Origin of the sequence: Exiguobacterium sp. s22 (genome assembly GCF_018617455.1) — a bacterium.
Lineage (GTDB): Bacteria > Bacillota > Bacilli > Exiguobacteriales > Exiguobacteriaceae > Exiguobacterium.
Window position 1 is genome coordinate 451,730 of sequence record NZ_JACSKD010000001.1, and the last position, 21,765, is coordinate 473,494.

At 47.3% G+C, this 21,765-nt stretch carries 20 protein-coding genes; 5 read left to right on the top strand and 15 right to left on the bottom strand.

Annotated features, from left to right (window positions below):
* Nucleotides 1–94: 94 nt before the first annotated feature.
* Both KNO94_RS02345 and KNO94_RS02350 read right to left on the bottom strand, forming a co-directional pair.
* Nucleotides 95–793 carry an amino acid ABC transporter permease gene (locus KNO94_RS02345; protein WP_214777224.1) on the bottom strand — a complete coding sequence of 233 codons (699 nt, stop codon included), beginning with the start codon at nt 791–793 and terminating at the stop codon, nt 95–97.
* A 9-nt stretch (nt 794–802) separates the two neighbouring features.
* Nucleotides 803–1,651: a transporter substrate-binding domain-containing protein gene (locus KNO94_RS02350; protein WP_214777226.1), complete on the bottom strand. Its 849-nt coding sequence runs from the start codon at nt 1,649–1,651 to the stop codon at nt 803–805.
* A gap of 265 nt (nt 1,652–1,916) precedes the next feature.
* Between KNO94_RS02350 and KNO94_RS02355 the strand changes: the two genes are divergently transcribed.
* Nucleotides 1,917–2,453: a GNAT family N-acetyltransferase gene (locus KNO94_RS02355; protein ID WP_214777228.1), complete on the top strand. Its 537-nt coding sequence runs from the start codon at nt 1,917–1,919 to the stop codon at nt 2,451–2,453.
* 130 nt (nt 2,454–2,583) lie between these two features.
* On the opposite strand, the gene KNO94_RS02360 is transcribed toward KNO94_RS02355, so the two are convergent.
* From KNO94_RS02360 to KNO94_RS02370, 3 genes are read right to left on the bottom strand one after another with little or no spacing between them, the layout of a single operon-like run.
* Nucleotides 2,584–3,036 carry a GNAT family N-acetyltransferase gene (locus KNO94_RS02360; RefSeq protein WP_214777230.1) on the bottom strand — a complete coding sequence of 151 codons (453 nt, stop codon included), beginning with the start codon at nt 3,034–3,036 and terminating at the stop codon, nt 2,584–2,586.
* Between the two features lie 15 nt (nt 3,037–3,051).
* The gene (locus KNO94_RS02365; protein ID WP_214777232.1) at nt 3,052–3,765 is read right to left on the bottom strand and encodes an MBL fold metallo-hydrolase; all 714 of its coding nucleotides are present in this window, start codon (nt 3,763–3,765) and stop codon (nt 3,052–3,054) included.
* A 12-nt stretch (nt 3,766–3,777) separates the two neighbouring features.
* Nucleotides 3,778–4,395, bottom strand: a complete 618-nt coding sequence (locus tag KNO94_RS02370) for an NUDIX hydrolase (RefSeq protein WP_214777233.1) — start codon at nt 4,393–4,395, stop codon at nt 3,778–3,780.
* A gap of 134 nt (nt 4,396–4,529) precedes the next feature.
* On the opposite strand from KNO94_RS02370, the gene KNO94_RS02375 reads away from it, so the two are divergent.
* Nucleotides 4,530–5,036, top strand: coding sequence for a DinB family protein (locus KNO94_RS02375; protein ID WP_214777235.1), 507 nt, complete (start codon nt 4,530–4,532; stop codon nt 5,034–5,036).
* A 37-nt stretch (nt 5,037–5,073) separates the two neighbouring features.
* On the opposite strand, the gene parC is transcribed toward KNO94_RS02375, so the two are convergent.
* The 3 genes from parC to KNO94_RS02390 all read right to left on the bottom strand — a co-directional run bounded on the left by parC (nt 5,074) and on the right by KNO94_RS02390 (nt 9,980).
* Complete coding sequence (parC, locus tag KNO94_RS02380; protein ID WP_214777237.1) at nt 5,074–7,479, bottom strand: DNA topoisomerase IV subunit A; 2,406 nt, start codon at nt 7,477–7,479, stop codon at nt 5,074–5,076.
* 2 nt (nt 7,480–7,481) lie between these two features.
* Nucleotides 7,482–9,449 (bottom strand): DNA topoisomerase IV subunit B, encoded by a 1,968-nt coding sequence (gene parE / locus KNO94_RS02385; RefSeq protein WP_214742372.1) that lies wholly within the window; start codon nt 9,447–9,449, stop codon nt 7,482–7,484.
* Nucleotides 9,450–9,575: 126 nt separating this feature from the next.
* Nucleotides 9,576–9,980: a CoA-binding protein gene (locus tag KNO94_RS02390; protein WP_214777239.1), complete on the bottom strand. Its 405-nt coding sequence runs from the start codon at nt 9,978–9,980 to the stop codon at nt 9,576–9,578.
* Between the two features lie 341 nt (nt 9,981–10,321).
* On the opposite strand from KNO94_RS02390, the gene KNO94_RS02395 reads away from it, so the two are divergent.
* Together KNO94_RS02395 and KNO94_RS02400 are read left to right on the top strand one after the other, a co-directional pair.
* Nucleotides 10,322–11,365 carry a GGDEF domain-containing protein gene (locus KNO94_RS02395; RefSeq protein ID WP_214777241.1) on the top strand — a complete coding sequence of 348 codons (1,044 nt, stop codon included), beginning with the start codon at nt 10,322–10,324 and terminating at the stop codon, nt 11,363–11,365.
* 15 nt (nt 11,366–11,380) lie between these two features.
* Complete coding sequence (locus KNO94_RS02400) at nt 11,381–12,394, top strand: tyrosine-type recombinase/integrase (protein WP_214777243.1); 1,014 nt, start codon at nt 11,381–11,383, stop codon at nt 12,392–12,394.
* A 64-nt stretch (nt 12,395–12,458) separates the two neighbouring features.
* Here KNO94_RS02400 and KNO94_RS02405 read toward each other — a convergent pair whose 3' ends face one another.
* Genes KNO94_RS02405 through KNO94_RS02415 form a run of 3 tightly spaced genes read right to left on the bottom strand, consistent with a single transcriptional unit; the run spans nt 12,459 to nt 16,033 of the window.
* Nucleotides 12,459–13,598 carry a TolB-like translocation protein gene (locus KNO94_RS02405; RefSeq protein WP_214777245.1) on the bottom strand — a complete coding sequence of 380 codons (1,140 nt, stop codon included), beginning with the start codon at nt 13,596–13,598 and terminating at the stop codon, nt 12,459–12,461.
* Nucleotides 13,595–14,806, bottom strand: a complete 1,212-nt coding sequence (locus KNO94_RS02410; RefSeq protein ID WP_214777247.1) for a hypothetical protein — start codon at nt 14,804–14,806, stop codon at nt 13,595–13,597. Before KNO94_RS02410 ends, KNO94_RS02405 begins: the two co-directional genes overlap by 4 nt.
* A 54-nt stretch (nt 14,807–14,860) precedes the next feature.
* Nucleotides 14,861–16,033 carry a MalY/PatB family protein gene (locus KNO94_RS02415; protein WP_214777249.1) on the bottom strand — a complete coding sequence of 391 codons (1,173 nt, stop codon included), beginning with the start codon at nt 16,031–16,033 and terminating at the stop codon, nt 14,861–14,863.
* A gap of 115 nt (nt 16,034–16,148) precedes the next feature.
* On the opposite strand from KNO94_RS02415, the gene KNO94_RS02420 reads away from it, so the two are divergent.
* The gene (locus tag KNO94_RS02420; protein ID WP_214777251.1) at nt 16,149–16,802 is read left to right on the top strand and encodes a M48 family metallopeptidase; all 654 of its coding nucleotides are present in this window, start codon (nt 16,149–16,151) and stop codon (nt 16,800–16,802) included.
* A gap of 21 nt (nt 16,803–16,823) precedes the next feature.
* On the opposite strand, the gene KNO94_RS02425 is transcribed toward KNO94_RS02420, so the two are convergent.
* The 4 genes from KNO94_RS02425 to KNO94_RS02440 all read right to left on the bottom strand — a co-directional run bounded on the left by KNO94_RS02425 (nt 16,824) and on the right by KNO94_RS02440 (nt 21,737).
* Nucleotides 16,824–17,729 carry a methyl-accepting chemotaxis protein gene (locus KNO94_RS02425; protein ID WP_214777253.1) on the bottom strand — a complete coding sequence of 302 codons (906 nt, stop codon included), beginning with the start codon at nt 17,727–17,729 and terminating at the stop codon, nt 16,824–16,826.
* 158 nt (nt 17,730–17,887) lie between these two features.
* Nucleotides 17,888–19,186, bottom strand: coding sequence for an outer membrane protein assembly factor BamD (locus KNO94_RS02430; protein WP_251125766.1), 1,299 nt, complete (start codon nt 19,184–19,186; stop codon nt 17,888–17,890).
* Nucleotides 19,186–20,442, bottom strand: a complete 1,257-nt coding sequence (locus tag KNO94_RS02435) for a hypothetical protein (protein WP_214777256.1) — start codon at nt 20,440–20,442, stop codon at nt 19,186–19,188. Before KNO94_RS02435 ends, KNO94_RS02430 begins: the two co-directional genes overlap by 1 nt.
* Entirely contained in the window at nt 20,439–21,737 is a 1,299-nt protein-coding gene (locus KNO94_RS02440) for a hypothetical protein (RefSeq protein WP_214777258.1), read from the bottom strand. The genes KNO94_RS02435 and KNO94_RS02440 overlap by 4 nt, the downstream gene beginning before the upstream one ends.
* Nucleotides 21,738–21,765: the final 28 nt, after the last annotated feature.

The following is a 21,765-nucleotide window of genomic DNA, read 5'->3' on the forward strand; positions in this document are numbered from 1 at the left end:
TTTCTGATAATTAAGAAAATCATAGCATATTCACCTCAGGAGATGTACGGAAAATCCAATCAATAAAAAAGACCGACTGTTAACAACCAGTCAGTCAGCGTTTTGGAGAATCCAAATATCGTTCAAAATGTCGTTCGAGCCAATCTTGGAAAAACGACATAAATGTACAGATCGCCCAGTAAATCAACGCCACGACGATATACACTGTCATGTAGTCGAACTCTCGTCCACCGACGATCTTGGCCTTGTTAAAGATCTCAGGTACCGTGATCATCGCGGCGAGCGAACTCGCTTTAATCAAATCGAGAAAGACATTCGAGAGCGGGGGAAGGGCGATCCGAGTCGCCTGCGGCAAAATGACACCTTTTAACGTCAAAAATTTACCCATCCCGAGCGAGCGTGCCGCCTCAACTTGTCCTGTATCGACCGCGCGAATCGAAGAGCGGATAATCTCAGCGATATACGCAGCTGAATTTAAACTGAACCCGAGAATGGCTGCCGTCAATGCGGCAAATTCGATCCCGATGAATGGGAATCCCGAATAGAGGATGAACAGGATGATCAAGATGGGCACACCACGCATGAACGAGATGTAAAAAGTGGACGGATAGCGCAGAAGGCGTGTCGGGGACAGCTTACCTAACGCCAATACAAGACCGAGCACGAGACCAAAAAACATACTGAGAAATGAAATCCATAGCGTATTCGGTAGTCCACCCAACAAATAAGGAAACGATCGGATGGCTAGGTCTACGTCAAAGATGGCGTCCCATTTGATGTCCGAGAACGTCATATCGACTCCTTACTTCGTCTCGACGATTGTCGCATCCACGTCAGGTTCAACCGAGACGTCTGCTCCGTTGTAGAATTGCTCAGACAACTCTTTGACTGTACCGTCTTCGAGCATCTCGTCTAACACCCGGTCAATGTTTTCCTGGAGCTCATCATTCTCATTGTCCATCAAGAAAGCCACTTCTTGTGGGTTATAGGCGATATCCGGGTGGATGGTAATATCGAACTCAGGGAAAAAGGCGAGTGCGAGTGTCTGGAGGTAGTAATCGTTCAAGATGACGTCAGTACGTCCAGTCGAAACGTCACGCAAATACTGATCATTCGTTGCGTTGTCATAAATGACTTCTTCAGCGCCATATTGACGTGCTACGTCCATGAAGACGGTCGTCGCTTCACCAGCGGCTTTTTTGCCTTTCAGGTCTTCAAGCGACTTAATGCCTGAAAGGTCACTCTTCCGAACGATGGCTGTCCCGTATGTGTACTTATACGGTTTCGAGAAGGCGAATTTTTCTTTACGGTCTTCTGTGACCGAGATGTCGTTTGCTGCGACATCAATCTGTCCGTTTTGAACGCTTGTCAACATGTTGTCAAACGCCATTTCTTTAAATTCGATTTCAAGATCGAGACGTTTCGCAATCTCTTTCATGAGTTCTACGTCAAAACCAGTCAACGTGTCGCTCTCTTCTTCACGGAAAGAAGCGGGGTAGAGCGTACCGGCCGTACCGACTGTCAACGTTCCTTCCTCTTGAATTTCTTCCCAGCGTGTCTGATCTGCTTGATTCGTGCTATCATCACCACAAGCGGCGAGCGGGACTGCTAAGAACAATGTTGCAGCTAATCCTTTTGTCGTTCGTTTCACAAGAATTCCTCCTTAAGATGCTTCATCTGTCTAAAAATAGCATGACTTCAATGGTCTAGCAACTGTGAAGCTTCTATCAAACAGATGAAATAGATGTTTGAAACGAATATTCATGAAGCGCTATCATTCCTTTGAATTCAAAAATCATTGGAATAATACAGTGTTTCATTTAATGTGAAACAGAAAAAATCATTCCTTTCCAGCCTGATTAAAATCATAATGAATGATATGAAGGTCATACGAAAAAATATTGGAGGTGAAACAGATGAACCCAATTCAAATTGTCGCATTGCACAAATCACTCATTCCACAAGTGAATGACGCGAATGACCCGTTTCCAATCATCGGTCGAATCATTCCTAGCTATTTGAATGGAGCATGGACTTACAGAGAAGAATTAAACAAGGAGATTTCGGAGCTTAAATTTCCTGATGATCGATTAGATTGGGATCATTATATCGACCAGGATGATCGTGTTGTGTATCTAGCCATGGACGCGGATACTTGCGTTGGACAAATCCGACTCAAGACGGACTGGAATCGATTCGCATACATTGAAAACATCGCGGTCCGCCAATCGTATCGTAAACGTGGAGTTGGACGGACGCTGCTTGAAATAGCAGAATGTTGGGCGAAGGAGAAACAACTCATTGGATTATCATTAGAAGCACAAAATGATAACTTGATTGCATGCAGATTTTATCGAAAAGAGGGATTCCAACTCGGTGGAGTCGATTCAATCAAACAATATGCAAATCCGCAAATCGAATTGACCTTATATTGGTACCGAATTTTCACATAGGAGGGGAAATCAAATTTGAGCGTAAATCGCTCTCTTTTTTTACTAGTTTACATAACATATATTATCAGTAAAAATAAGAACTCATCTCATTATCTTAGTATACTTATGATAGTGAGATGAGTTAGGAAAATTAAGATGAATGCGTATATCGAATTAATGTGACCCCAAGTTCGGGTTCGAATTCCGCACTTCGTTCAAATCCGAGTTTCGTATATAGACGCTTGGCTGGGCCATTATGCTTGCCGGTGTGCACATAAACGAGTTTACCTTTGTGAAGTTTCAGCACGTGTTCGAGTAACGTCGTCGCTAGTCTCGCCCGAAAGTATGTCGGATCAATAGATAGTTTTGTAATTTCTACCGTGGTTTCAGACGCCTCAATGGTCACAAATCCAATGATCCGCTCTTCGATAAACAGTCCATAGCTCGTTCCGGGCAAATTTTGAATGACATCAATCGTCTCATAGCGTGCCGGAATTTCATCAAAACCGAGCAATTCTGCTTCAACGGCATACGCATTTCGTTGAATTTCAAGCATCTGGCGTGCTTGTTCGAATTGCTGTATAGGGATCTCTTTCAGTTGCATGCTTCAACCCTCCCGTTAACGGATGAACTTTCTCGCCTGTTTCCGTTTCGCACGTTTCAATGCTAAATAGAGACGATGCGTCCCTTTGAGCGGTGATCCGTGACCGACAAATGTCAGGAGCGGTGATAAATCGACTAGTCGTTCCGCGCTCTTGACGGCAATCGAACGATTCCAAGTTGCGATGCCGGGCAATGGAAACAAAGGACGTACGTCCCCTGCCACCGCTGCCCCTCCTTGTGATTGAAAAGCATCACCTGCGAATAAGATCCGGTTTGATTCGTCATAAAAAGCAATCGACCCAGGCGTATGACCCGCTGCATCAAGAATCCGTAACCCAAATATCCGCTCACCTGGATCGATCAGCCTATCCGGTTTGGAGCGAATCGTCGGCAAGGACCCACGAATCTTGTTTTGTTCATCTTCATCTAGTGAACGGTCTCCTGATAGTAAGCGAGCATCACGTCGAGACATGTATAGCTCTGCGAGAGGATGTTCAGACTTGATGGCATCTACCCCGCCGACATGATCCCCATGGGCATGAGTCAATAAAATGGCGAGAAGTGGCTTATCCAGCTCGTTAATATAAGACAAAATGTCTGCTGCATTCCGCTCGAGTGCCGTATCAATCAATACGAGTCCCAGTTCATGCTCGAACAATTGCACATTTATCGGTAAGATCGGTGCATAAAAAGTGAGTAGATGAATGTGTCCGTATCGTCTAACTTTCATCGGATCAGCCTCCTAGTCGAATAGAGTGGTCCAGTCCTCTTCCTGCCAATGAGCATCAAAGCACATATGAATCTGTTCAAGTGTGTTACGGGCAAGAGAGAGTTCTGGCAAATGATCACGTTCAAAGAATTCAACGTCAGTCGTCTCCATCCCTGCCGTCCCTTCCTCGTCACCAATCAATGCGCACTCGATGAAAAGTTTATAATAGTGCTCGGAAAGTGGGGGATGCGGATGCTCGTGCATGTCGAATAAGGCGAGCAAACGAATCGGAATCACGTCTAGCCCCGCCTCTTCCTCTACTTCTTTGATGATATTCGAAGCAGGTGAACGATTTACTTCACAGAATCCTCCTGGTAACGTCCATAATCCGTCTGACCGCTCTTTCACAAGTAGGAGTCGGTCCTCTTTGAAAACGACGCCACGAACATCAAGTTTTGGTGTTGGATATCCATCGACATGGGTCAACTTTGTAACAATCTCCTTCGGTAGGTCGGAGTGTCGTTCGAACATCTCTTTAGCGATTTCCTGAAGCTCTTCGTACCGTTCTCGGTCATACTGATCACGTGTGAATGTCAGACCGGCCTGAGATAGCGCCTGAATCCGCTTCGCCCACGTTAGCCATTGAGACATATAGATCCCCCTATCTTTTGTCCTACATGTCTTTTTCGGCAAATCGACAAGTTGTTCCTTTTCCAATACTAAATTTCTTGAAAGGTATATCGAATCCGGGATATATGTATAATGACAGTGAGAGGTGGGATAAGATGAATCGTTATGAATTAAACGGATTTTCCGAAGACCTGATACACTATTCAGAATCTGACTTACGGTATAAGCATGACCCAAAGATTTGGTCGATCGGACAGATGTATGACCATCTCATTTTGGTCGCGAGTGAATACTTGGATGAAGTCGAGATATGTTTACGGGGTGATGGTGTTTCAGATGGTGAGAAGACACCGTTTGGAGAGAAGTTATTCATGGAAGGTGGTTTTCCTCCAATTAAAATCGAGCTTCCTCCAGAAATGAACCAACCGCCGAACAATACGGATTCTAGTGTCACGCTACAAGAGCGAATGCAAAGCTTGATTTCAAGAATGAAAACGTTGGAATCGCAGTTAGAGAATACTGCCGAGGATCGTAAAACGTTTCACGGTGGGTTTGGCTGGTTGAATGCGATGGAATGGTTCGAGCTCGTCGAGATGCATACGAGACATCATCGTCTCCAACAACGTGAGCTTGAAACGTGGATCAAACAAAAAGACCTATAATCGGCAGTGATGCTGATTACAGGTCTTTTTCACTTCGTTAATCGAGATAGACGTCCTCAATCTCACCAAATGAGTCTTCGTCAAAGACGAATGACCCGTTGGCATAGCGATCAAGTAGCGTCAGACTCTTCGTACCCACTTCTTTTGCCTTCTCTTTCCCGACGATATGCAATGTCTCATCCCCATGTACCGGGAGTACACGTCGGATTTGGTGCGGTTTAGATTTGACCTCACGAATGAGCATCGTACCGCGAAGGTTGCGGTTCGTACAATCGAACTGGTCTTCGAGCTTCATCTTCTTGACCGCTCCTCGTTGCGTCACGAGGACGAACAACGGTGGCGTGAAGAAGGAGAAGGCATCGGCGACAACGTCACCGTCTTTCAAGTTCATCGCCTTCACACCGGCTGCCCGCTGTCCGACGACCGGGACATCATCCTCTTTGAACCAGAGGCCGTAGCCACGTTCTGAGACGAGGAACAACTGCCCAGGACCGTCACTGATCCCTGCGAAGACGACCTCATCGTCACCTTTTAGTTTCAAGGCCATGAGCGGTTTCGATTTCCGCTGCGCGTCATAGTCGCGTAACGGCGTACGTTTGACCATCCCGTCTTTCGTCACGAAGAGGCAGTGGGCATCTGTCTCGAACGTCGAGACGACGTCTGCTGAGATGACCTGTTCCCCTTCAATCGGGACGAGGTTGGCGACGTGCTGTCCGGCATCCTTCCACTTCGATTCTGGAATCTGATGGATTGGGATGAGGAGATAGCTGCCCTTGTTCGTCCAGACGAGCAAGTGGTCTGTCGTCATCGCCTGTGTCGTGAGAAGCGGACGGTCTTTTTCCTTCATTTCGGGCAAGACGTCATTAGACGCGCCATACGAGCGCATCGAGGCACGTTTGACATACCCGTCACGACTGACGAATACCATCGTCTCCTCGACGGCGATCATGACTTCCGTCTTCAGTTTCAATTCTTCGACTTCCGATTCGATGACCGAGCGACGGTCATCGCCGAACTCATCACGTAGCGCCGTGAGCTCCTTCACGATCAACTTCCGTTTCGTCGAATCCACCTCGAGGATGTTCGAGAGACGAATAATCTCTTTCTGTAGAGACTTCGCTTCTTTTTGCAACTCGACGATATCCGTGTTCGTAAGTCGATACAATTGGAGCATGACGACGGCTTCGGCCTGGCGTTCCGTGAATGAGAACCGCTCCATCAGTTTCTTCTTCGCGTCCGCTTTGTCTTTTGCGGAACGAATCAATTCGAGCGTCTCATCGAGGACCGAGATGGCTTGTTCCAAGGCGTCGACGATTTCGGCGCGTTTTTTCGCCTGTTCGAGCTCGAACGTCGTCCGGCGTGTCACGACCTCTTCGACATGCTTCAAATAGGCGTCGATGATCGGGATGATTCCCATCTGTTTCGGAGTCCGGTTCACGATGGAGACCATATTGTAGTTATAGGCGAGCTGTAGGTCCGTATGCTTCAAGAAGAAGTGAAGGACACCTTCTGCGTCCGCTTCTTTCTTCAATTCGATGACGACCCGAAGGCCGGTCCGGTCCGTCTCATCACGGACTTCTGCGACGCCTTCGACCTTTTTGTCGAGACGGAGCTCTTCCATCTTTTTGACGAGGTTCGCTTTGTTCACCTCATACGGGAGTTCTGTGATCGTGATCTGTTCACGGCCACCTTTTAAGTGCTCAATCTCGGACTTCGCCCGGATGATGACCTTCCCTTTACCGGTCTCGAACGCCTTGAGGATACCGTCTTTCCCCATGACCGTCCCACCAGTCGGGAAGTCGGGACCCGTGACATGCTCGAGGGCGTCTTTTGCCGTAGCGACCTGACCCTTCAGGCGTGCGATGGCGAGGTTGAGGACTTCCGTCAAGTTATGCGGTGGGATTTCTGTCGCATAACCGGCTGAGATCCCAGTCGTCCCGTTCATGAGCAAGTTCGGGAGGAGCGACGGCAAGACGAGCGGCTCTTCCGTCGAGTCGTCAAAGTTCGGCGTATAGTCGACCGTGTTCTTCGCAATCGACGTCAGCATGACTCCTGCAATCTTCGAGAGACGCGCTTCCGTATAACGCATGGCCGCTGCCGGGTCACCGTCCATCGACCCGTTGTTCCCATGCATGTCGATGAGCGGATACCGGAGTTTCCAATCTTGCGAGAGGCGTACCATCGCCTCATAGACGGACGAGTCACCGTGCGGGTGATAGTTCCCGATGACGTTCCCGACCGTCTTGGCGGACTTCCGGTACGGCTTATCGTTCGTATTTCCCTCATGGTGCATCGCATATAGAATCCGGCGTTGTACGGGCTTGAGCCCGTCACGAGCATCCGGTAAGGCACGGTCTTGGATAATATATTTTGAATAACGCCCGAACCGGTCACCGACGACCTGCTCGAGAGATAAGTTTAAAATGTGTTGAATCGTCGACATCGTTACATCACTTCCTCAATCGCTTTAGTCACATGTTCATTGGCGATGATCGAATCATCTTCTTGGAGTCCGAAGGCGACGTTCTCCTCAATCCATTCACGGCGGTGGGTGACGTTATCGCCCATCAAGACCGAGACACGTTTATCCGCGACAGCCGCATCGTCGACTGTGACACGGATGAGTGTACGAGTATCCGGGTTCATCGTTGTCTCCCATAATTGATCCGCGTTCATCTCACCGAGACCTTTGTAGCGCTGGAGGATATAGCCTTTCTTATACACCTTGACGAGCTTCTCGAGCGCTTCTTCATCCCAGGCATAGTCAAATTGCTCGGACTTGCCTTTCCCTTTTGAGATGCGATAGAGCGGCGGCAAGGCGACGAACACACGCCCCGCCTCAACGAGTGGACGCATATAACGGAAGAAGAATGTGAGAAGGAGCACTTGGATATGCGCGCCATCTGTATCGGCATCCGTCATGATGATGATCTTATCGAAGTTACAGTCGTCCAAGTCGAAATCGTGACCGACCCCGGCACCAATCGCATGGATGATCGTGTTGATCTCTTCATTCTTCATGATATCCTGAAGTTTTGACTTCTCCGAGTTGATGACTTTACCGCGTAACGGAAGGATGGCTTGGAACGTCCGGTCACGTCCTTGTTTGGCGGAACCACCGGCCGAGTCCCCCTCGACGAGGAACAGTTCGTTCTTCGCGGCATTCTTTGACGTCGCCGGCGTCAGTTTCCCGTTCAAGATACTCGAACGTTTCTTTTTCTTGCCGTTACGTGCCTCTTCACGTGCCTTACGTGCCGCCTCGCGAGCCTGTGCCGCGCGAATCGCCTTTTTGATGAGCATCGTGGCCATCTGCGGGTTCTCCTCTAGGAAGATTGTCAGTTGTTTCGCCATGACGCTATCGGCACTCGCACGCGCTTCCGGTGAGCCGAGTTTCGATTTCGTCTGTCCCTCAAACTGGAGGAACTCCTCTGGGATTCGGACCGAGACGATGAGCGTGAGTCCTTCACGAACATCACCGCCGTCTAGGTTCTTATCTTTCTCTTTGAGCAGTCCGTTCTTACGCGCATATTCATTCATGATCCGGGTCATCGCCGTCTTGGCGCCGACCTCATGCGTCCCACCGTCACGCGTCCGGACGTTGTTGACGAATGAGAGGACGTTCTCAGAATAGGCGTCCGTGAACTGGAAGGCGAGCTCGATCTCAATCTCGTTCTCCGTCCCTTCGAAATAGACGATCGGGTGGAGCGTCGCCTTGTCGTCATTTAAGTACTGAACGAATTCGGCGATTCCATCCTCGTAATGGAACGTGTCTTGTTTATCGGTACGCTCGTCCGTGAGTGAGATCGTCAATCCTTTTAAGAGGAAAGCTGATTCACGAAGGCGTTCGGCGAGCGTGTCATAATTATACGTCGTCGTCGAGAAAATCGTTGCATCCGGTTTGAAATAGACGCTCGTCCCGGTCTGCCGTGTCTTACCTGTCTCAATCAAGGTTGTTTGAGGCACACCACCGTCCGCAAATGTCTGTTCGAACACCTTGCCGTCACGGTGAATCGTCACGACGACCTTGCTCGAGAGGGCGTTGACGACAGAAGCACCGACACCGTGGAGTCCACCCGACGTCTTATAGCCACCTTGTCCAAACTTCCCTCCTGCATGAAGGACCGTGAAGATGACTTCTGGGGTCGGTTTCCCAGAGGCATGCATCCCCGTCGGCATACCACGTCCGTGGTCACGAACTGTGATGGCATCGTCCTTGTGGATCGTCACATCGATTTGACCACCGAATCCGGCGAGCGCCTCATCGATCGCGTTGTCGACGATTTCATAGACGAGATGGTGAAGTCCGCGATGGTCGGTTGACCCGATGTACATCCCCGGACGTTTCCGTACGGCCGTGAGTCCTTCGAGCACCTGAATGGCGTCTTCATTGTAATTAAATAAATCTGTTGACATAGCAGTCACCTCAATTTCGAACACACGTTCGTTTTTCTTTCCTATTGTATAGCTGTTCATCGATTCTGGCAAGCCTCCCTCGTCAGCCATTGCTGAAAAAAAGGAGACCTACCAAGGAGGTAGGTCTTATCCGAGTAGACGAGCATGCTCCACGTACAGGCAGCGGTTCTCGATGTAGTCGAGTCCGGCATCGCGCACGATTCGCTCCGCCTCTGGACTTGAGAGACCGAGCTGGTTGAAGACGAGTCCGACATCCCCATGTCGTACCGCATCTTCCGCGACACCTGCTAAAAATTCGCTGCGACGGAACACGTCGACAATATCGATTCTACCCGGGATGCTCTCGACGGACGGATACGCCTTGCGACCGTTCCATTGTTCGAGCATCGGGTTGACAGGGATGACGGTATAGCCGACGCGTAGTAGATACTCTGCAATCTGGTTGGCCGTCTTGTTCGGGTTGTCGGACACGCCGACGACCGCGATGGTCTTCGCTTCAGACAAAAGTTGCTTCAAACGCTGATCATCCATCCAAAATCCCCCTTTGGTTTACGTTTACAGTGTAACGTTACCTTCCTTCCTGTTTCAAGTCCTATTTTCATCATAAGGTATAATGACCCAACATTACAATTTCAAGACAAATCAATATGGTTTACATAACAAATTATCGTCTACCTTTTATTTTGCGATAAAACTTATCCGTCGATTAATTACTCGATTTAGAAACAATCATGCAACTCATGAACATTGCGTGAAATATCTATTTCACGCAATGTAAGATGCGAATCAAAAGCGTTTTTCGGTTCGATTTTTGGTGACTTTTATATAAAATCAGTCTCTCTTTCGATATACTAAAAGAAGGGAGGTGTGAGATGGGAACAATTTATGAATCCCGACGCGGAACACTTTACAATGAACGCATAACTTTTTACGGAAACGCGATTGCCTGGATGGTTCACTTTTTATTTTGCATCTTATTTTGGCGATTAGACGTGACTTCCTTGTTCTTATCAAACGGATTGAGTGTCATCTACTACACGATTTCCTTTTACTTTGTGCATAAGCGATGGTACGGAATTTTCTTTACTGGACTCTTTATTGAAGTTGTCTATAATGCAATAATCTCGACGTTCATCCTCGGATGGGGAGTCAACATGCATTACTTCATCCTCATGATGGCATACGGTGTTTTTTTCATGCCAAGCGTGACGAAAACACAACGGATCCTGACTACCCTCCTCGCGATGGTGATCTACAGTATCCTTTTCATCTTCGTATCGGATGGACAAGTGACAATATCAGCAAGCTTCGAACGGGCACTCGGTCTCTTTTGTATCCTATCGACCGTCATGATGATTGCCGGTCTCTCGTTCATTTTTGAGTCAGCCGTCGTCGAAGTGACGGATGAACTAGAACTATCGAATGAACGACTACAAATCCTCGCATCCACGGACGGATTGACCGGACTCTTGAATCGTAAAATCGGACAAGAACAGGTTGCAAAAGCGATTGACAGAGCTAGCCGTGAACATATTCCGTATGCGATTGCCCTCGGTGATATCGATCGATTCAAATCATTCAACGAGACGTATGGGCATGATTGTGGGGACCGCGTGCTCCAACAAGTCGCATCCATCCTATCCGATAGTGACGGGATTACGGTCCGCTGGGGAGGAGAAGAGTTTCTGCTTTTCTTAACCGACCCATCTGGAAACTTTTATGAGTCGATCGAACGGATAAGGCGAACAATCGAAGCCACGAGCTTTTTTTACGAAGGTCAGCGTCTTCATGTGACAATGACGTTTGGTCTGGCGATCCGACATGACTTCGATACAGTCGCAGAAATCGTCAAAGAAGCAGATGACGCTCTCCGCGAGGGGAAACGAAATGGCAAGAATCAAGTGAGATACACGTAAAGGAAGGAGACAAAAATGAGTATATTCCGCCAACTTGGACAACGGCAGACACCGACAGCGACGAAACGTTTCGAGTTGAACGGACTGCACCGACTGCCGACATTTATCCAACAATTCTTTCATCACTTAGCTGCAAAACACTATTCGAAACAGACGGCCCAACGTTACGTGTACGATGTATTAGACTTCTTTCGCTGGGTCGAGCATGTGAGTGGAACCGAACTCGAACCGGATACGATCGACTTAGCATCATTCACCGAGCTCGATCATGCCGGAGCAGAGGCATACGCTTCCTATCTCGCACTTGAACTAGAGAACGCACCAAGCGTCATCAATCGAAAACTATCGACGTTACAATCACTCTTCAATTATTTGATTGAGACCAATCAAGCGACGGTGAATCCTTTTCAGACGGTAGAACGACCAAAACGAGCCAAACGTAACCCAGTCTATCTGACAGAGTCAGAATGGCTCGATTTCTCGACACTTGTTCGGAGCAACGTCGGTATGACGAATCGGGAGGCTAGTCGTTATGAGGCAAATCGTACCCGAGACTTTTTGATTATTCAACTGCTTGGACTTACGGGTATGCGCGTTTCTGAGCTCGTCGGCCTCAGCTGGTCCGATATCGACCTCGAAACAGAGACGATTCGCGTGATTGGAAAAGGAAACAAGGAGCGGGTGATCCCGATTGCCGGACCGCTTCATCCTCTATTGATCGATTTCCGACAACATTCGAAAGACGGTGCGCTATTTCAGAATGAAAACGGTAGACGGATTGCCGTGCGAACGGTTCAGCATTTGCTCAAGGGACATATCGACCGCTTGAAACCGTATCTCCCCTTTTTGACCTATAAACAAGTGACGCCGCATAAACTTCGACACACGTTCGCTTCACGACTCGCCATGAGCGGTGTCGACGTATTGACGATCCAGCAATTACTCGGCCATGAATCCGTAGCCACGACACAAGTATATGCCCATATCGGAGATGAACGAAAAAAACATGCGATATCAGGTTTACAGTAATATGTTATGTAAACTAATAATCCAAATATAACCACGATCCGAAAAAAACGGATGGTGGTTATATTTATGTGTTAGACATTGACAATACTAGAATAGTATCGTCGATGACCATGTAATAGGCATTATCATATGCATGTCGCTCTTCCGTTTCTAAATCGAACATCACGACACTGCTCGTCAGATCTTCCGTAAATTCATGAACAAGGTACCGTCGTCCAATGACACGTTCGAACGGTTCCACGTCAATGTAACGGGCCCCTGTCGAAATGTCGATGACTTCCGTATGCATGTCGCTCTCATCTATTTTAATAAAGATAGTCGAACCGACATCGTCATAGGTGAAATCAATCGGTTCATAGGCTTCCCAATCGACGACGGATACTTCATGTAAGACATCCGGTGCCGTCAAGTCGTAAATGACCTCCTCATTCAACGCATCCACGAAAGCAGAGAAACGGAGAAGACCGTCATTCTCGCTTAAATATTGAACGGTGTCCCCTTCACCTTGCAAGCGAAGAATATCATCGAATGGCAATTCTTCTCGTTGATCCCAAATCGCTTCGACCGCTTCCTCGAGTGGACAAATCAGTAGCGCCTCTGAGTGATCGATCGGATCGTCCGGTGAGATTCGACCGTTGTCGAGTGCATCATAGTAATCGAATTCATCAAGTCGCGCATTACAGACGATATAGGATACCCCTTTGAACGTCGTTGTGAACAGATAAAGCTCACGGAAGCGTTCCGTCTTCCCGACCAATCGTTCGTCTCGGATTCGTTCACGTTGTCCCGTTACCCGATCATATAGCCATGCCTCATCCGATGACTCAAACGCCGTCAAAAAGAGGAAGTAACGATTGTCGAGAACCCAAAATAACGTACTGTTGCCTCTCTTATCGAACGTCGTGATCACTTCTTCTTTGCCTGCCTTGTACGAGAAAGCGATCAGCTCTGTTTTAATGACACCATCACTTTCCGGAATCTCGTTTAAAAAGTAAACCACGTCCCCATCGACGAACAGTTTGGGGTACCCGTAATCTTCGTATACCCGACGATTCAATTGCGTGATTGCTCCATCTTCTTTATCATACCGAAAGAGTGAGAAAGACGTACGCTCCTCTTTCTTTCGGAAGTATAAAGAAGACGATGTAACCGCAATCACATCTTCGTGATCGATGGGTAAGGTTCGTGCATCGACGATTCTCATAAGGCACCTCTCTCGTTTCCAGATTCAGCGGGTTCGACTGTGACAAGCCCTGGTGGACGTTTCGGGAATGTGATACGAAGATGTGCATATTCGATCACCAATTGATGCGGATGGCTTTTCTCAATCCAGCGAATCCGTTGTCGATTCGCGAGGGCATGACCGATCTTCTCTTCCATTTGGAATTTAGAAATGTCGCGGAATGCCACTTCTTGAATGTAGGTTTCCTCATCCGTTTCAAATTGTTGCCAGATTCCCATAATCAATTGCCCGAGTGCCGACACACGCCGTTCAGGAAGTGTAATCGTCCCGAGTGTCCGACTCACTTCTTTTAAACATTCGTTTGGGTCATTTGATACGGCAAATAATCGTTTTGCCGTGTTATTCATGACACGATATCGTCGTTTGCCGGTCTCGAGTCGAAGGACTTGAGCATACGGTTCGACCGGTACACCATGAAAGAAGGTTTCCGTACCGCCCCAGGCGAACCCAAAGGATGGATCGAACTTCCGAATCGTCTGCATAAACGACATCATAAAGTCCTCGACTTCTCGTCGTTCGAGACGTAGCCATTCGGCTAGGGCAAGCGTCCCTTTGTCCTTCGAGATTCGATCAATTGGAAAGAAGAGCTCACCATCAGCGAGTCGATGTGGTTTTAATTCCACACCATCTGCCCGGTAATCGGTCGACGGCCGCCCCCCTCTTCCTGCATATATGACCCATTCTTCATCGGTGCTTTCAACCGCATAAGCTTGATGAGCCCATGGGGGTGTCACATAAAGAGCTGGATACTCTTCAAACGTATCAAGGTGGATATAGGAACGGTCATTCCAGAGATGTGCGATGAGACGGACGACTTCACCGGTTTCCGAATCTTTCGGGGCGATATAATTCCCCGTGTCCCCGATAAACGTCAACACATGGAACCCATATCCGTTATATAGGTGTCGAACGATCCGTTCGAAGACGGCCGTGACCATGCGTTCGAAAAGCGGGTGATCCTCATTTCGATCGAGTGCAGGCGAATCGACCGTACACATCAGCCAACCCATCCGCTCATAGAGACGGACACGGAGCGGATAAGAGATCAATGGAGAAGAGCTCGCATGAATCTCAGTCAAGCGGATATTGGACATATTTTCGACTTGCAAGGTAAAGCCGCTACGTCTTAACTGCTCCTCCATCTTTTTCTTCCAATTGATTGACTCCATCCTATCCACTCGCTTTCTCTTCATCTCATTGAGAATTTTTTCCCGATTCTCGATTTACACAAACGCCTTTCGTTTCATTTGCGTGTTCAGACGTCGAATCGCCTCATCCAATAGTTCACGACGTGTCCCGATATTCATTCGCTCGAACGTGTCACCATGAGGACCGAACGGACTTCCAGGAGACAAGAAAATCCGGACATCCTGATGAAGCCACGACTTTCGCTCCTCGGCAGACATCGGAAGCTCCGAAAAGTCGATCCACAATAAATAGCTCGCCTCAGGACGTGCCGTATGAAGCATCGGCATAGTTGATTCGATCGAGTCGATAACGTCGTTCATCTGTTGCTCGAGCTCTTCCCGCAACTGATCGAGCCATTGCTCCGCACGTTTGTCGGTATAGGCCGCGATGATGGCCGTATTCGCGAACGGTGTAGGGAGGACGTGATGTTTGTTCTGTACTTTCGTGATCTGTTTCCGCCAGTCATCGACCGGACAGATGATGTAGGATGCGAATAAACCGGCGATGTTGAATGCTTTCGATGGCGCACTCACCGTGATGACGCGAGGGTCGAGTGAGCCGACAGCGGTATGTTTATGAGATGGGAACGTCAAATCTGCATGAATCTCATCGGCGACAACGATGACATCATATTGATTCGCTAGTTCCACGACCTTCTCTAGTTCTGTTTTTGTCCAGACACGACCGACCGGATTATGCGGGGAGCAAAGCAAGAAGAGCTTCGCTTGTTTCATCGCATCTTCGAGTGCGACGAAGTCCATCTCATATCGTTCATCGATTTTCTTTAACGGGGCATCCAATACCTGACGCTTCGAACCGACGACGAGTTCATGGAACGGCGGGTAGACGGGTGATTGGATGACAACCCCTTCCCCCTCTTCGGTCAACGCTTCGACGATATGTGTCAACGCGGGGACGACCCCACTTGAGAATAAGACGTGGTTCGGGTCAACATCCAAATCATGGCGACGTCCATACCAAGAAGACACCGCGTCCTGCGCTTCAGGTGCAAACAAAGTGTAGCCAAATTCCCCTTGAGCGGCTTTTGTGGCGAGCGCCTCAGAAATGGATGGCGCGGTACGAATATCAATATCCGCTACCCATAGCGGCAACACCTCTTCTGACAGATGGAACCACCGATTCAATCCATCCCACTTCACCGAATTCGTACCTGTTCGTTCAAGTTGTTGTTGTAAAATTGATTTCATGTTCATCCCTCCTTCTCTAACTGTATCAAAGTTGATTCACCTGCGTGCTAAAAAAGCATGGCAGTTTTTTGCCGACTTCGTTATACTCAATCGAGACATCAAGAGGAGGGAATGTATGGACGTCAAGATTGTCAGACATAAACGAAGAAAAAGAGCTGCGTTTTATGTCACCCCAAACGGCATCGAACTACGTATTCCAGCACGTTTGTCAAAACGGGTCGTCGACCGCATTTTAGAAGAACACGTCTTGTGGATTCGGGATACCTTACAAAACCTCCCGCAACAAACATCCATTCTTGAACATGGGCTCGTCCTTCATGGGGAAATCTATCCGATCAGAAAAGACAAAGGCGTAACACTCCGACATGACGGAACTACATTTTTAGTTCCGCAAACTTGGGATGATGCCACACTTTGGCAACAATATGAGCTTTGGTTGCGTGAACGGGCTCTAGATTACGTAGTGAACCGGGCACCGGCATATGAAAAACGTCTAGGTGTACGAGCCGTCAACATTCGAATCGGTCATCAACAGACACGTTGGGGATCGTGCAGCTCAAAGGGCACTATCTCAATCAACGTCCGACTCATGTTGGCCCCGAAAAAAATCATGGATTATGTCATCGCTCACGAATGGACGCATCTCGTTCATTTCGATCACTCTGCCTCGTTTTGGAACACGTGTCGTACCATTTATCCAGAAGTGGATTTCGCGAAAGCTTGGTTAAAACAAAATGGACATGCATTACAATTCAAAAAAACCGATTGACCCTATAATGGGCCGGTCGGTTTAAAGGTTTGAAGTAAACGTTTCCGCCGTCTCATGTAGTTCTGCGGCTGCCTGTTCGAACGTATGGAAACGGTCCATCGTCTGTTCCATCGTCTCGGCGCTCAACTGAATCTCTCGATTGGACTGCGTGACCCCATCGACAATTTTTTGGAGTTCAACATTCATGGCTTCTGTGTTTGAGTTGACGTCGACAACCGCACGCTCGACCATCCGGGAGAGGTTCCGAACTTCCGTCGCTACGACATTGAATCCAAGTCCGTGTTCTCCAGCCCGTGCCGCTTCGATGGCAGCATTGAGGGACAATAGATTCGTTTGAGCGGCGATTGCTTTGATTGACGACGCGATCTTGTTGATATCTTCAGCTTGGCGCCGAAGCTGATGGAGAGCGTGTAAGTTGTTCGCTGCATCCTCGGCGAGCCGCTCAATCGTTGCATGTAACACTTTCGTGTCATTCATCCCTGTCTTCGCCTTATCGTCGAGCACATCGGTCATCAATTTGAATCGACTGGCATAATCTTTGATCACTTCTTGACGTTCGGTGATATCCGAGGCAATCTTGACGACACCGACGACCTCTTCCCCTTCTAGGATCGGCATGTACGTTGCTTCTAGCCAAATCGTCTCCCCTTTTGCATTCAATCGTTCCACTTTATCCGAAAAACTGAAGCCATTCCAAAGCTTCTCCCAAAATGCAGGATAGTCCGGACTGTTCACGAAGGAAGAAGGACAAAAAAGATGGTGTTGCAGTCCAATCATCTCTTCTCGTTTATATTTCATTGCTTTCGCGAACGTGTCGTTCACATCGACTACACGTCGTTGACGGTCGAAGCGAATCATCGCCATATTTGTTTCGATTGACTTTAGGACGTGGTTCGTCGTTGTTTCGTTCTGGTTCAAAGTACTCATTTATTTTACCGACCTTTCTTGACAATAGGATATTCGTACGAAATCGTGACTATCAGTGTAACGTATCCTGTCCCATTTCTTTATCCCGTTTTTCTACAGAAGGTCAATATCTTGAGTTTGAAGTTTTTACCAAATGAAAAGACGCCGACTGGCGCCTTTCACTCATCTAAATCAGGGAAATAGGAAAAGAATGTTTCCGCTCCCGCACTACTCAGTTTGAATGTTTGATTGCGTGATTCATCCGTCACATAGACGTCTATCTTTTTGGACCGCTTCTTGAAGCTTAATTGAAACTCCTGCCCTTTCCATCCGTCGATGATGGTGAGGAGCGGATAGTCCCCCACTTCCCCAGCTCGATTCACCGGTTCTGCCTCCTCAAATGCGTTCATCAAATCAGACATGTTGATGCCTGCCGCACGTAATGTATCCGGATAATTCAATGTGGCCTCCACATCTAACGGTTTTTTATGGAGAAAGAAGAACGGACCGCGTGGAACGGAAGGATTGGCAATGAGTCCTGCTTCAGTGGATTCTTTAATAGACTCTTTCGTGGCAAACTCGCCCTTCGTGTACGTCAAGCTGACTTCTTCTTTCACACGCTTTCCATTTTTCATGTATGAGAAGATGTAAAGCGGTGTCTTAACCCCCGGCTCTAATGTATCCGTCTGAAGGACCCGTTCGACTTTTAATCCTTCGAACTGGATGGGGACATGTGCGCTGTCTTTCTCATCCCATACAAGGAACGGTTGAATGGATGTCGTTCCATTCGTCGTTTCGAAGTAGAAGTGAGCGGCTTCCAATTTATCATTATATCCGAGTGCAATCTTTGCGGTTCCCATTTGCGCATTATATGGTTCAATGGTTGAGATGGGAAAGATTCCTTCTTGATCACCAACTGTCAATGTAATCGCTCCATTCAAGGGAGAAGTCAAATGAACCATCGTGTCTTTGAACAGGTTGATGGGCATCCCCAGGTACTCGGATGGGTCACTCTGTTCTGCGACTTCTTCTTCCTCTTTCGTACCCGCTTTCATTTTCGGGACGTTCGGAACTTCGATACCTGCTGATAAATCCAGGAAGTCCGGTAGTTCATCAATCTTCCCTAATTTCATGTTGGAATAGTCACCGTCGTAGCAAATCGTGTAATTTTCTTTTCCTTTCAAGAAAGTCACCAATTTATATGAGCTCGGATCATAATCTGATATCATGACTTTCCGATTCACCGCATATGAATTGAAAACCGTCACATCCCCCTCAATCTGAGGGAGCGGTTCACCCGTACAAGCGCCGAGAATTGCAGTCGACCATGTCTCTGAGTCCGTATCCATCTGGTTCGCATATAAATCGTTCACGTTCCATTGCTCGGGCATATAGTCTAGCTGCACGACATCCTTCTTTTCACTACCACACCCTGTTAAAAGCCCGACTGTACATAACATCAATAACATTCGTTTCATCATGACTTTATATACTCCGGAAATATCTCCAAGAATCGTTCCGCTCCTTCACTTGATAATTTAAATGTTTGACTCCGAAGTGAATCCGTCAGATAGATATCGATTTTCTTGGATCGCTTCTTAAAGCTTAATTGAAATTCCTGACCCATCCATCCGTCGATGATTGTAAGGCTCGAATAGTTATTCACTTCTCCAGCACGTTTGACAGGTGTAGCATCCTTGATTTCGCCCATCAAATCAGATATGTCGTTCTCTTCAGCCGTAAGCACGTTTGGATACTGAATATCGATCGCACCGTTTAATGGCTTCTCATGAACATAAACGAATGGACCATTTGAATCGCTCGCGTTTTGAACAGGATCATGTGTCGAAAATTCACCATTCAAATAAGTTAAACGAATCTCCTCATTCACACGTTTCCCATCTTCAATGAAGGAGAACGTGTAGAGAGGTGTCTTGACACCAGGTTTAAGAATGTCTTCCCGAAGTACCTGTTCTACTTGTAGCCCTTCGAATTGAATCGGCACATGTTTGTGCTCTTTTTCATTCCACACGACTAAAGGAAGTATGGTCGTCAATCCATCTTCTTTCTCATAATAAAAATACGCCTCTTTCGATTGTTCGTCATACCCAAGCGCGATCCCCACTTCTTCCGATTGGGCATTAAACGGGTCTAAATGAGAAAGTGGGAAAAATCCCCGTTGATCTCCAATCGATAAATCAATCCGGCCATATAACGAGGGTGTCACATGAATCATCGTCCCTTCGAGGAGAGAAACAGGCGCAGGATAGTGATGACCTTGGTCTTTTTGTTCCATTTGTTTCAGTTCTTCATGTGTACCTGGGCGAATCGTTGGCGTACTCAAGATGTCGGTCTCTTCTTCCGTATGAACGAAGTAAGGGAATTCATCTATCTCTTCCGCCCTTATTTGCTCTGAAGCACTGTCATAGCAAACGGTGTATGGTTGATCTCCTTTCATATACATCACGATTTTATATGCATCGTCGAATTTTCGATTCAATTCATACGAGCGATAGACGGTGACGTCCTCTTCGATTCGTGAAATTACATTCCCGGAACACGCATCGAGTAAATCAGGAGTCCACATCACCGACTTGGCATCCATATGACCTGATTGAAGATCTTTCACATTCCAGTTTTCTGATATGTAATCTAGCTTTACGACATCCATTTCCTCGTCACCGCAACCTGTCAATAAACCTACACAACAAATGAGTAAAAGGATTCGCTTCATAATGTTTCCTTTAGGCGGGGGAAGACGTCTAAGAATTTTTGTGCCCCTTTACTTGATAATTTAAATGTTTGATCGCGGAGCGAGTCCGTTAAATAAATATCGATTTTTTTCGAACGTTTTTGATAACTGATTTCGAACACTTGTCCTTTCCACCCATCCGTTAAAGTCAAATATCGAAAATCTGAAACATCTCCGTGGCGGTCGACGGGTTCTGCTTCATTGATCATATCGAACAATTCTTCAGACTCATCTTTTGTTGCCTCACTATACTCTGCGAAATCCATTGACTCTCCATCATATGGTTGGCGATGAACGATCGCCCTTGGCCCAGCTTCTTCAACAGGCAACCAATCTTCAAACATCGGGTCAGGTTCTTCACCGTCTTTTAGCAACGTCCCGGGAACGAAACGGATCGTCATCGTTTCGGCCACACGTTTCCCTTTTTTCAGATACGAGAAAGTGTAGAAAGGAATTTCCTCTCCTTCGTTCAGTTCACGAGCTGTCGCGACAGTCTTGATTTCTAACTCGGAAAAGACGGTATTCTCTTTTGACTCCGGGTCCTCTAACTCATCAAACTCGATCGGTTGAGGCATGAAAAATTGACCATCAAACGAGTAGAGAATATATGGACGAAACGTCTTTTTATCATATCCGATGGCAATCTGTTGATTCGGCATCTCAAATCCTCGTGGTTCGAACTGCGAAATTGGATAACGAATCGCCTTGCCACCAAGTTTTATTTCAAGTTCGCCGTAGAGTGCTGGTTCGATTTCCAGTAACGTATGTGGGAACGGGGTGATGGGCTTCCCGTCGATGTCCAACCCTTCTGCTTCCACTAATTCATCTTGTAGTGTGGAAGATGTCTGATGAATACTTGGGAGTTGTGGAAGTCGAATTCCATCACTTGTATTCACAAAGTCTGGAAACGAGTCAATCACTTCCGCCATCAATTGATTGGTGTAACTTTCACGACATACGACATACCGTTCGTCACCTTCTAAGTACGTCACGACTTTCATCGTATATGGGGTCATGGCTGAAACAGGCTCGGTTCTCCCTGCAATCGCCGTTTGATATACAGTGATGTCACCCTTTAATTCGGTTGCACGCTCCCCAACGCATGCAGCTAATACTTCTTTTGACTCATGGACTTCAATCATCTCTCCTTCTTTTGAATAGCTTTCCACATTCCACTGATCCTCTATGTAATCTAGTTGAATGACTTCTATATTAGATGCCCCACAAGCGCTTAAAAATGAAGCACCAAGTAACATCATGATTCCTCTTTTGTACAAAATATCCCCTCCTATAATCTTATCATCC

Excerpts from the sequence above, each read along its gene's own strand:
- KNO94_RS02415 (WP_214777249.1), bottom strand. The coding sequence starts at position 16,033 with ATGAAATCAATTTTACAACAACAACTTGAACGAACAGGTACGAATTCG.
- KNO94_RS02435 (WP_214777256.1), bottom strand. The coding sequence starts at position 20,442 with ATGAAGCGAATCCTTTTACTCATTTGTTGTGTAGGTTTATTGACAGGT.
- KNO94_RS02345 (WP_214777224.1), bottom strand. The coding sequence starts at position 793 with ATGACGTTCTCGGACATCAAATGGGACGCCATCTTTGACGTAGACCTA.
- KNO94_RS02365 (WP_214777232.1), bottom strand. The coding sequence starts at position 3,765 with ATGAAAGTTAGACGATACGGACACATTCATCTACTCACTTTTTATGCA.
- KNO94_RS02375 (WP_214777235.1), top strand. The coding sequence starts at position 4,530 with ATGAATCGTTATGAATTAAACGGATTTTCCGAAGACCTGATACACTAT.
- KNO94_RS02370 (WP_214777233.1), bottom strand. The coding sequence starts at position 4,395 with ATGTCTCAATGGCTAACGTGGGCGAAGCGGATTCAGGCGCTATCTCAG.
- KNO94_RS02395 (WP_214777241.1), top strand. The coding sequence starts at position 10,322 with ATGGGAACAATTTATGAATCCCGACGCGGAACACTTTACAATGAACGC.
- KNO94_RS02355 (WP_214777228.1), top strand. The coding sequence starts at position 1,917 with ATGAACCCAATTCAAATTGTCGCATTGCACAAATCACTCATTCCACAA.
- KNO94_RS02390 (WP_214777239.1), bottom strand. The coding sequence starts at position 9,980 with ATGGATGATCAGCGTTTGAAGCAACTTTTGTCTGAAGCGAAGACCATC.
- KNO94_RS02405 (WP_214777245.1), bottom strand. The coding sequence starts at position 13,598 with ATGAGAATCGTCGATGCACGAACCTTACCCATCGATCACGAAGATGTG.
- KNO94_RS02400 (WP_214777243.1), top strand. The coding sequence starts at position 11,381 with ATGAGTATATTCCGCCAACTTGGACAACGGCAGACACCGACAGCGACG.
- KNO94_RS02425 (WP_214777253.1), bottom strand. The coding sequence starts at position 17,729 with ATGAGTACTTTGAACCAGAACGAAACAACGACGAACCACGTCCTAAAG.
- KNO94_RS02420 (WP_214777251.1), top strand. The coding sequence starts at position 16,149 with ATGGACGTCAAGATTGTCAGACATAAACGAAGAAAAAGAGCTGCGTTT.
- parE (WP_214742372.1), bottom strand. The coding sequence starts at position 9,449 with ATGTCAACAGATTTATTTAATTACAATGAAGACGCCATTCAGGTGCTC.
- KNO94_RS02360 (WP_214777230.1), bottom strand. The coding sequence starts at position 3,036 with ATGCAACTGAAAGAGATCCCTATACAGCAATTCGAACAAGCACGCCAG.
- KNO94_RS02430 (WP_251125766.1), bottom strand. The coding sequence starts at position 19,186 with ATGAAACGAATGTTATTGATGTTATGTACAGTCGGGCTTTTAACAGGG.
- parC (WP_214777237.1), bottom strand. The coding sequence starts at position 7,479 with ATGTCGACGATTCAACACATTTTAAACTTATCTCTCGAGCAGGTCGTC.
- KNO94_RS02410 (WP_214777247.1), bottom strand. The coding sequence starts at position 14,806 with ATGGAGTCAATCAATTGGAAGAAAAAGATGGAGGAGCAGTTAAGACGT.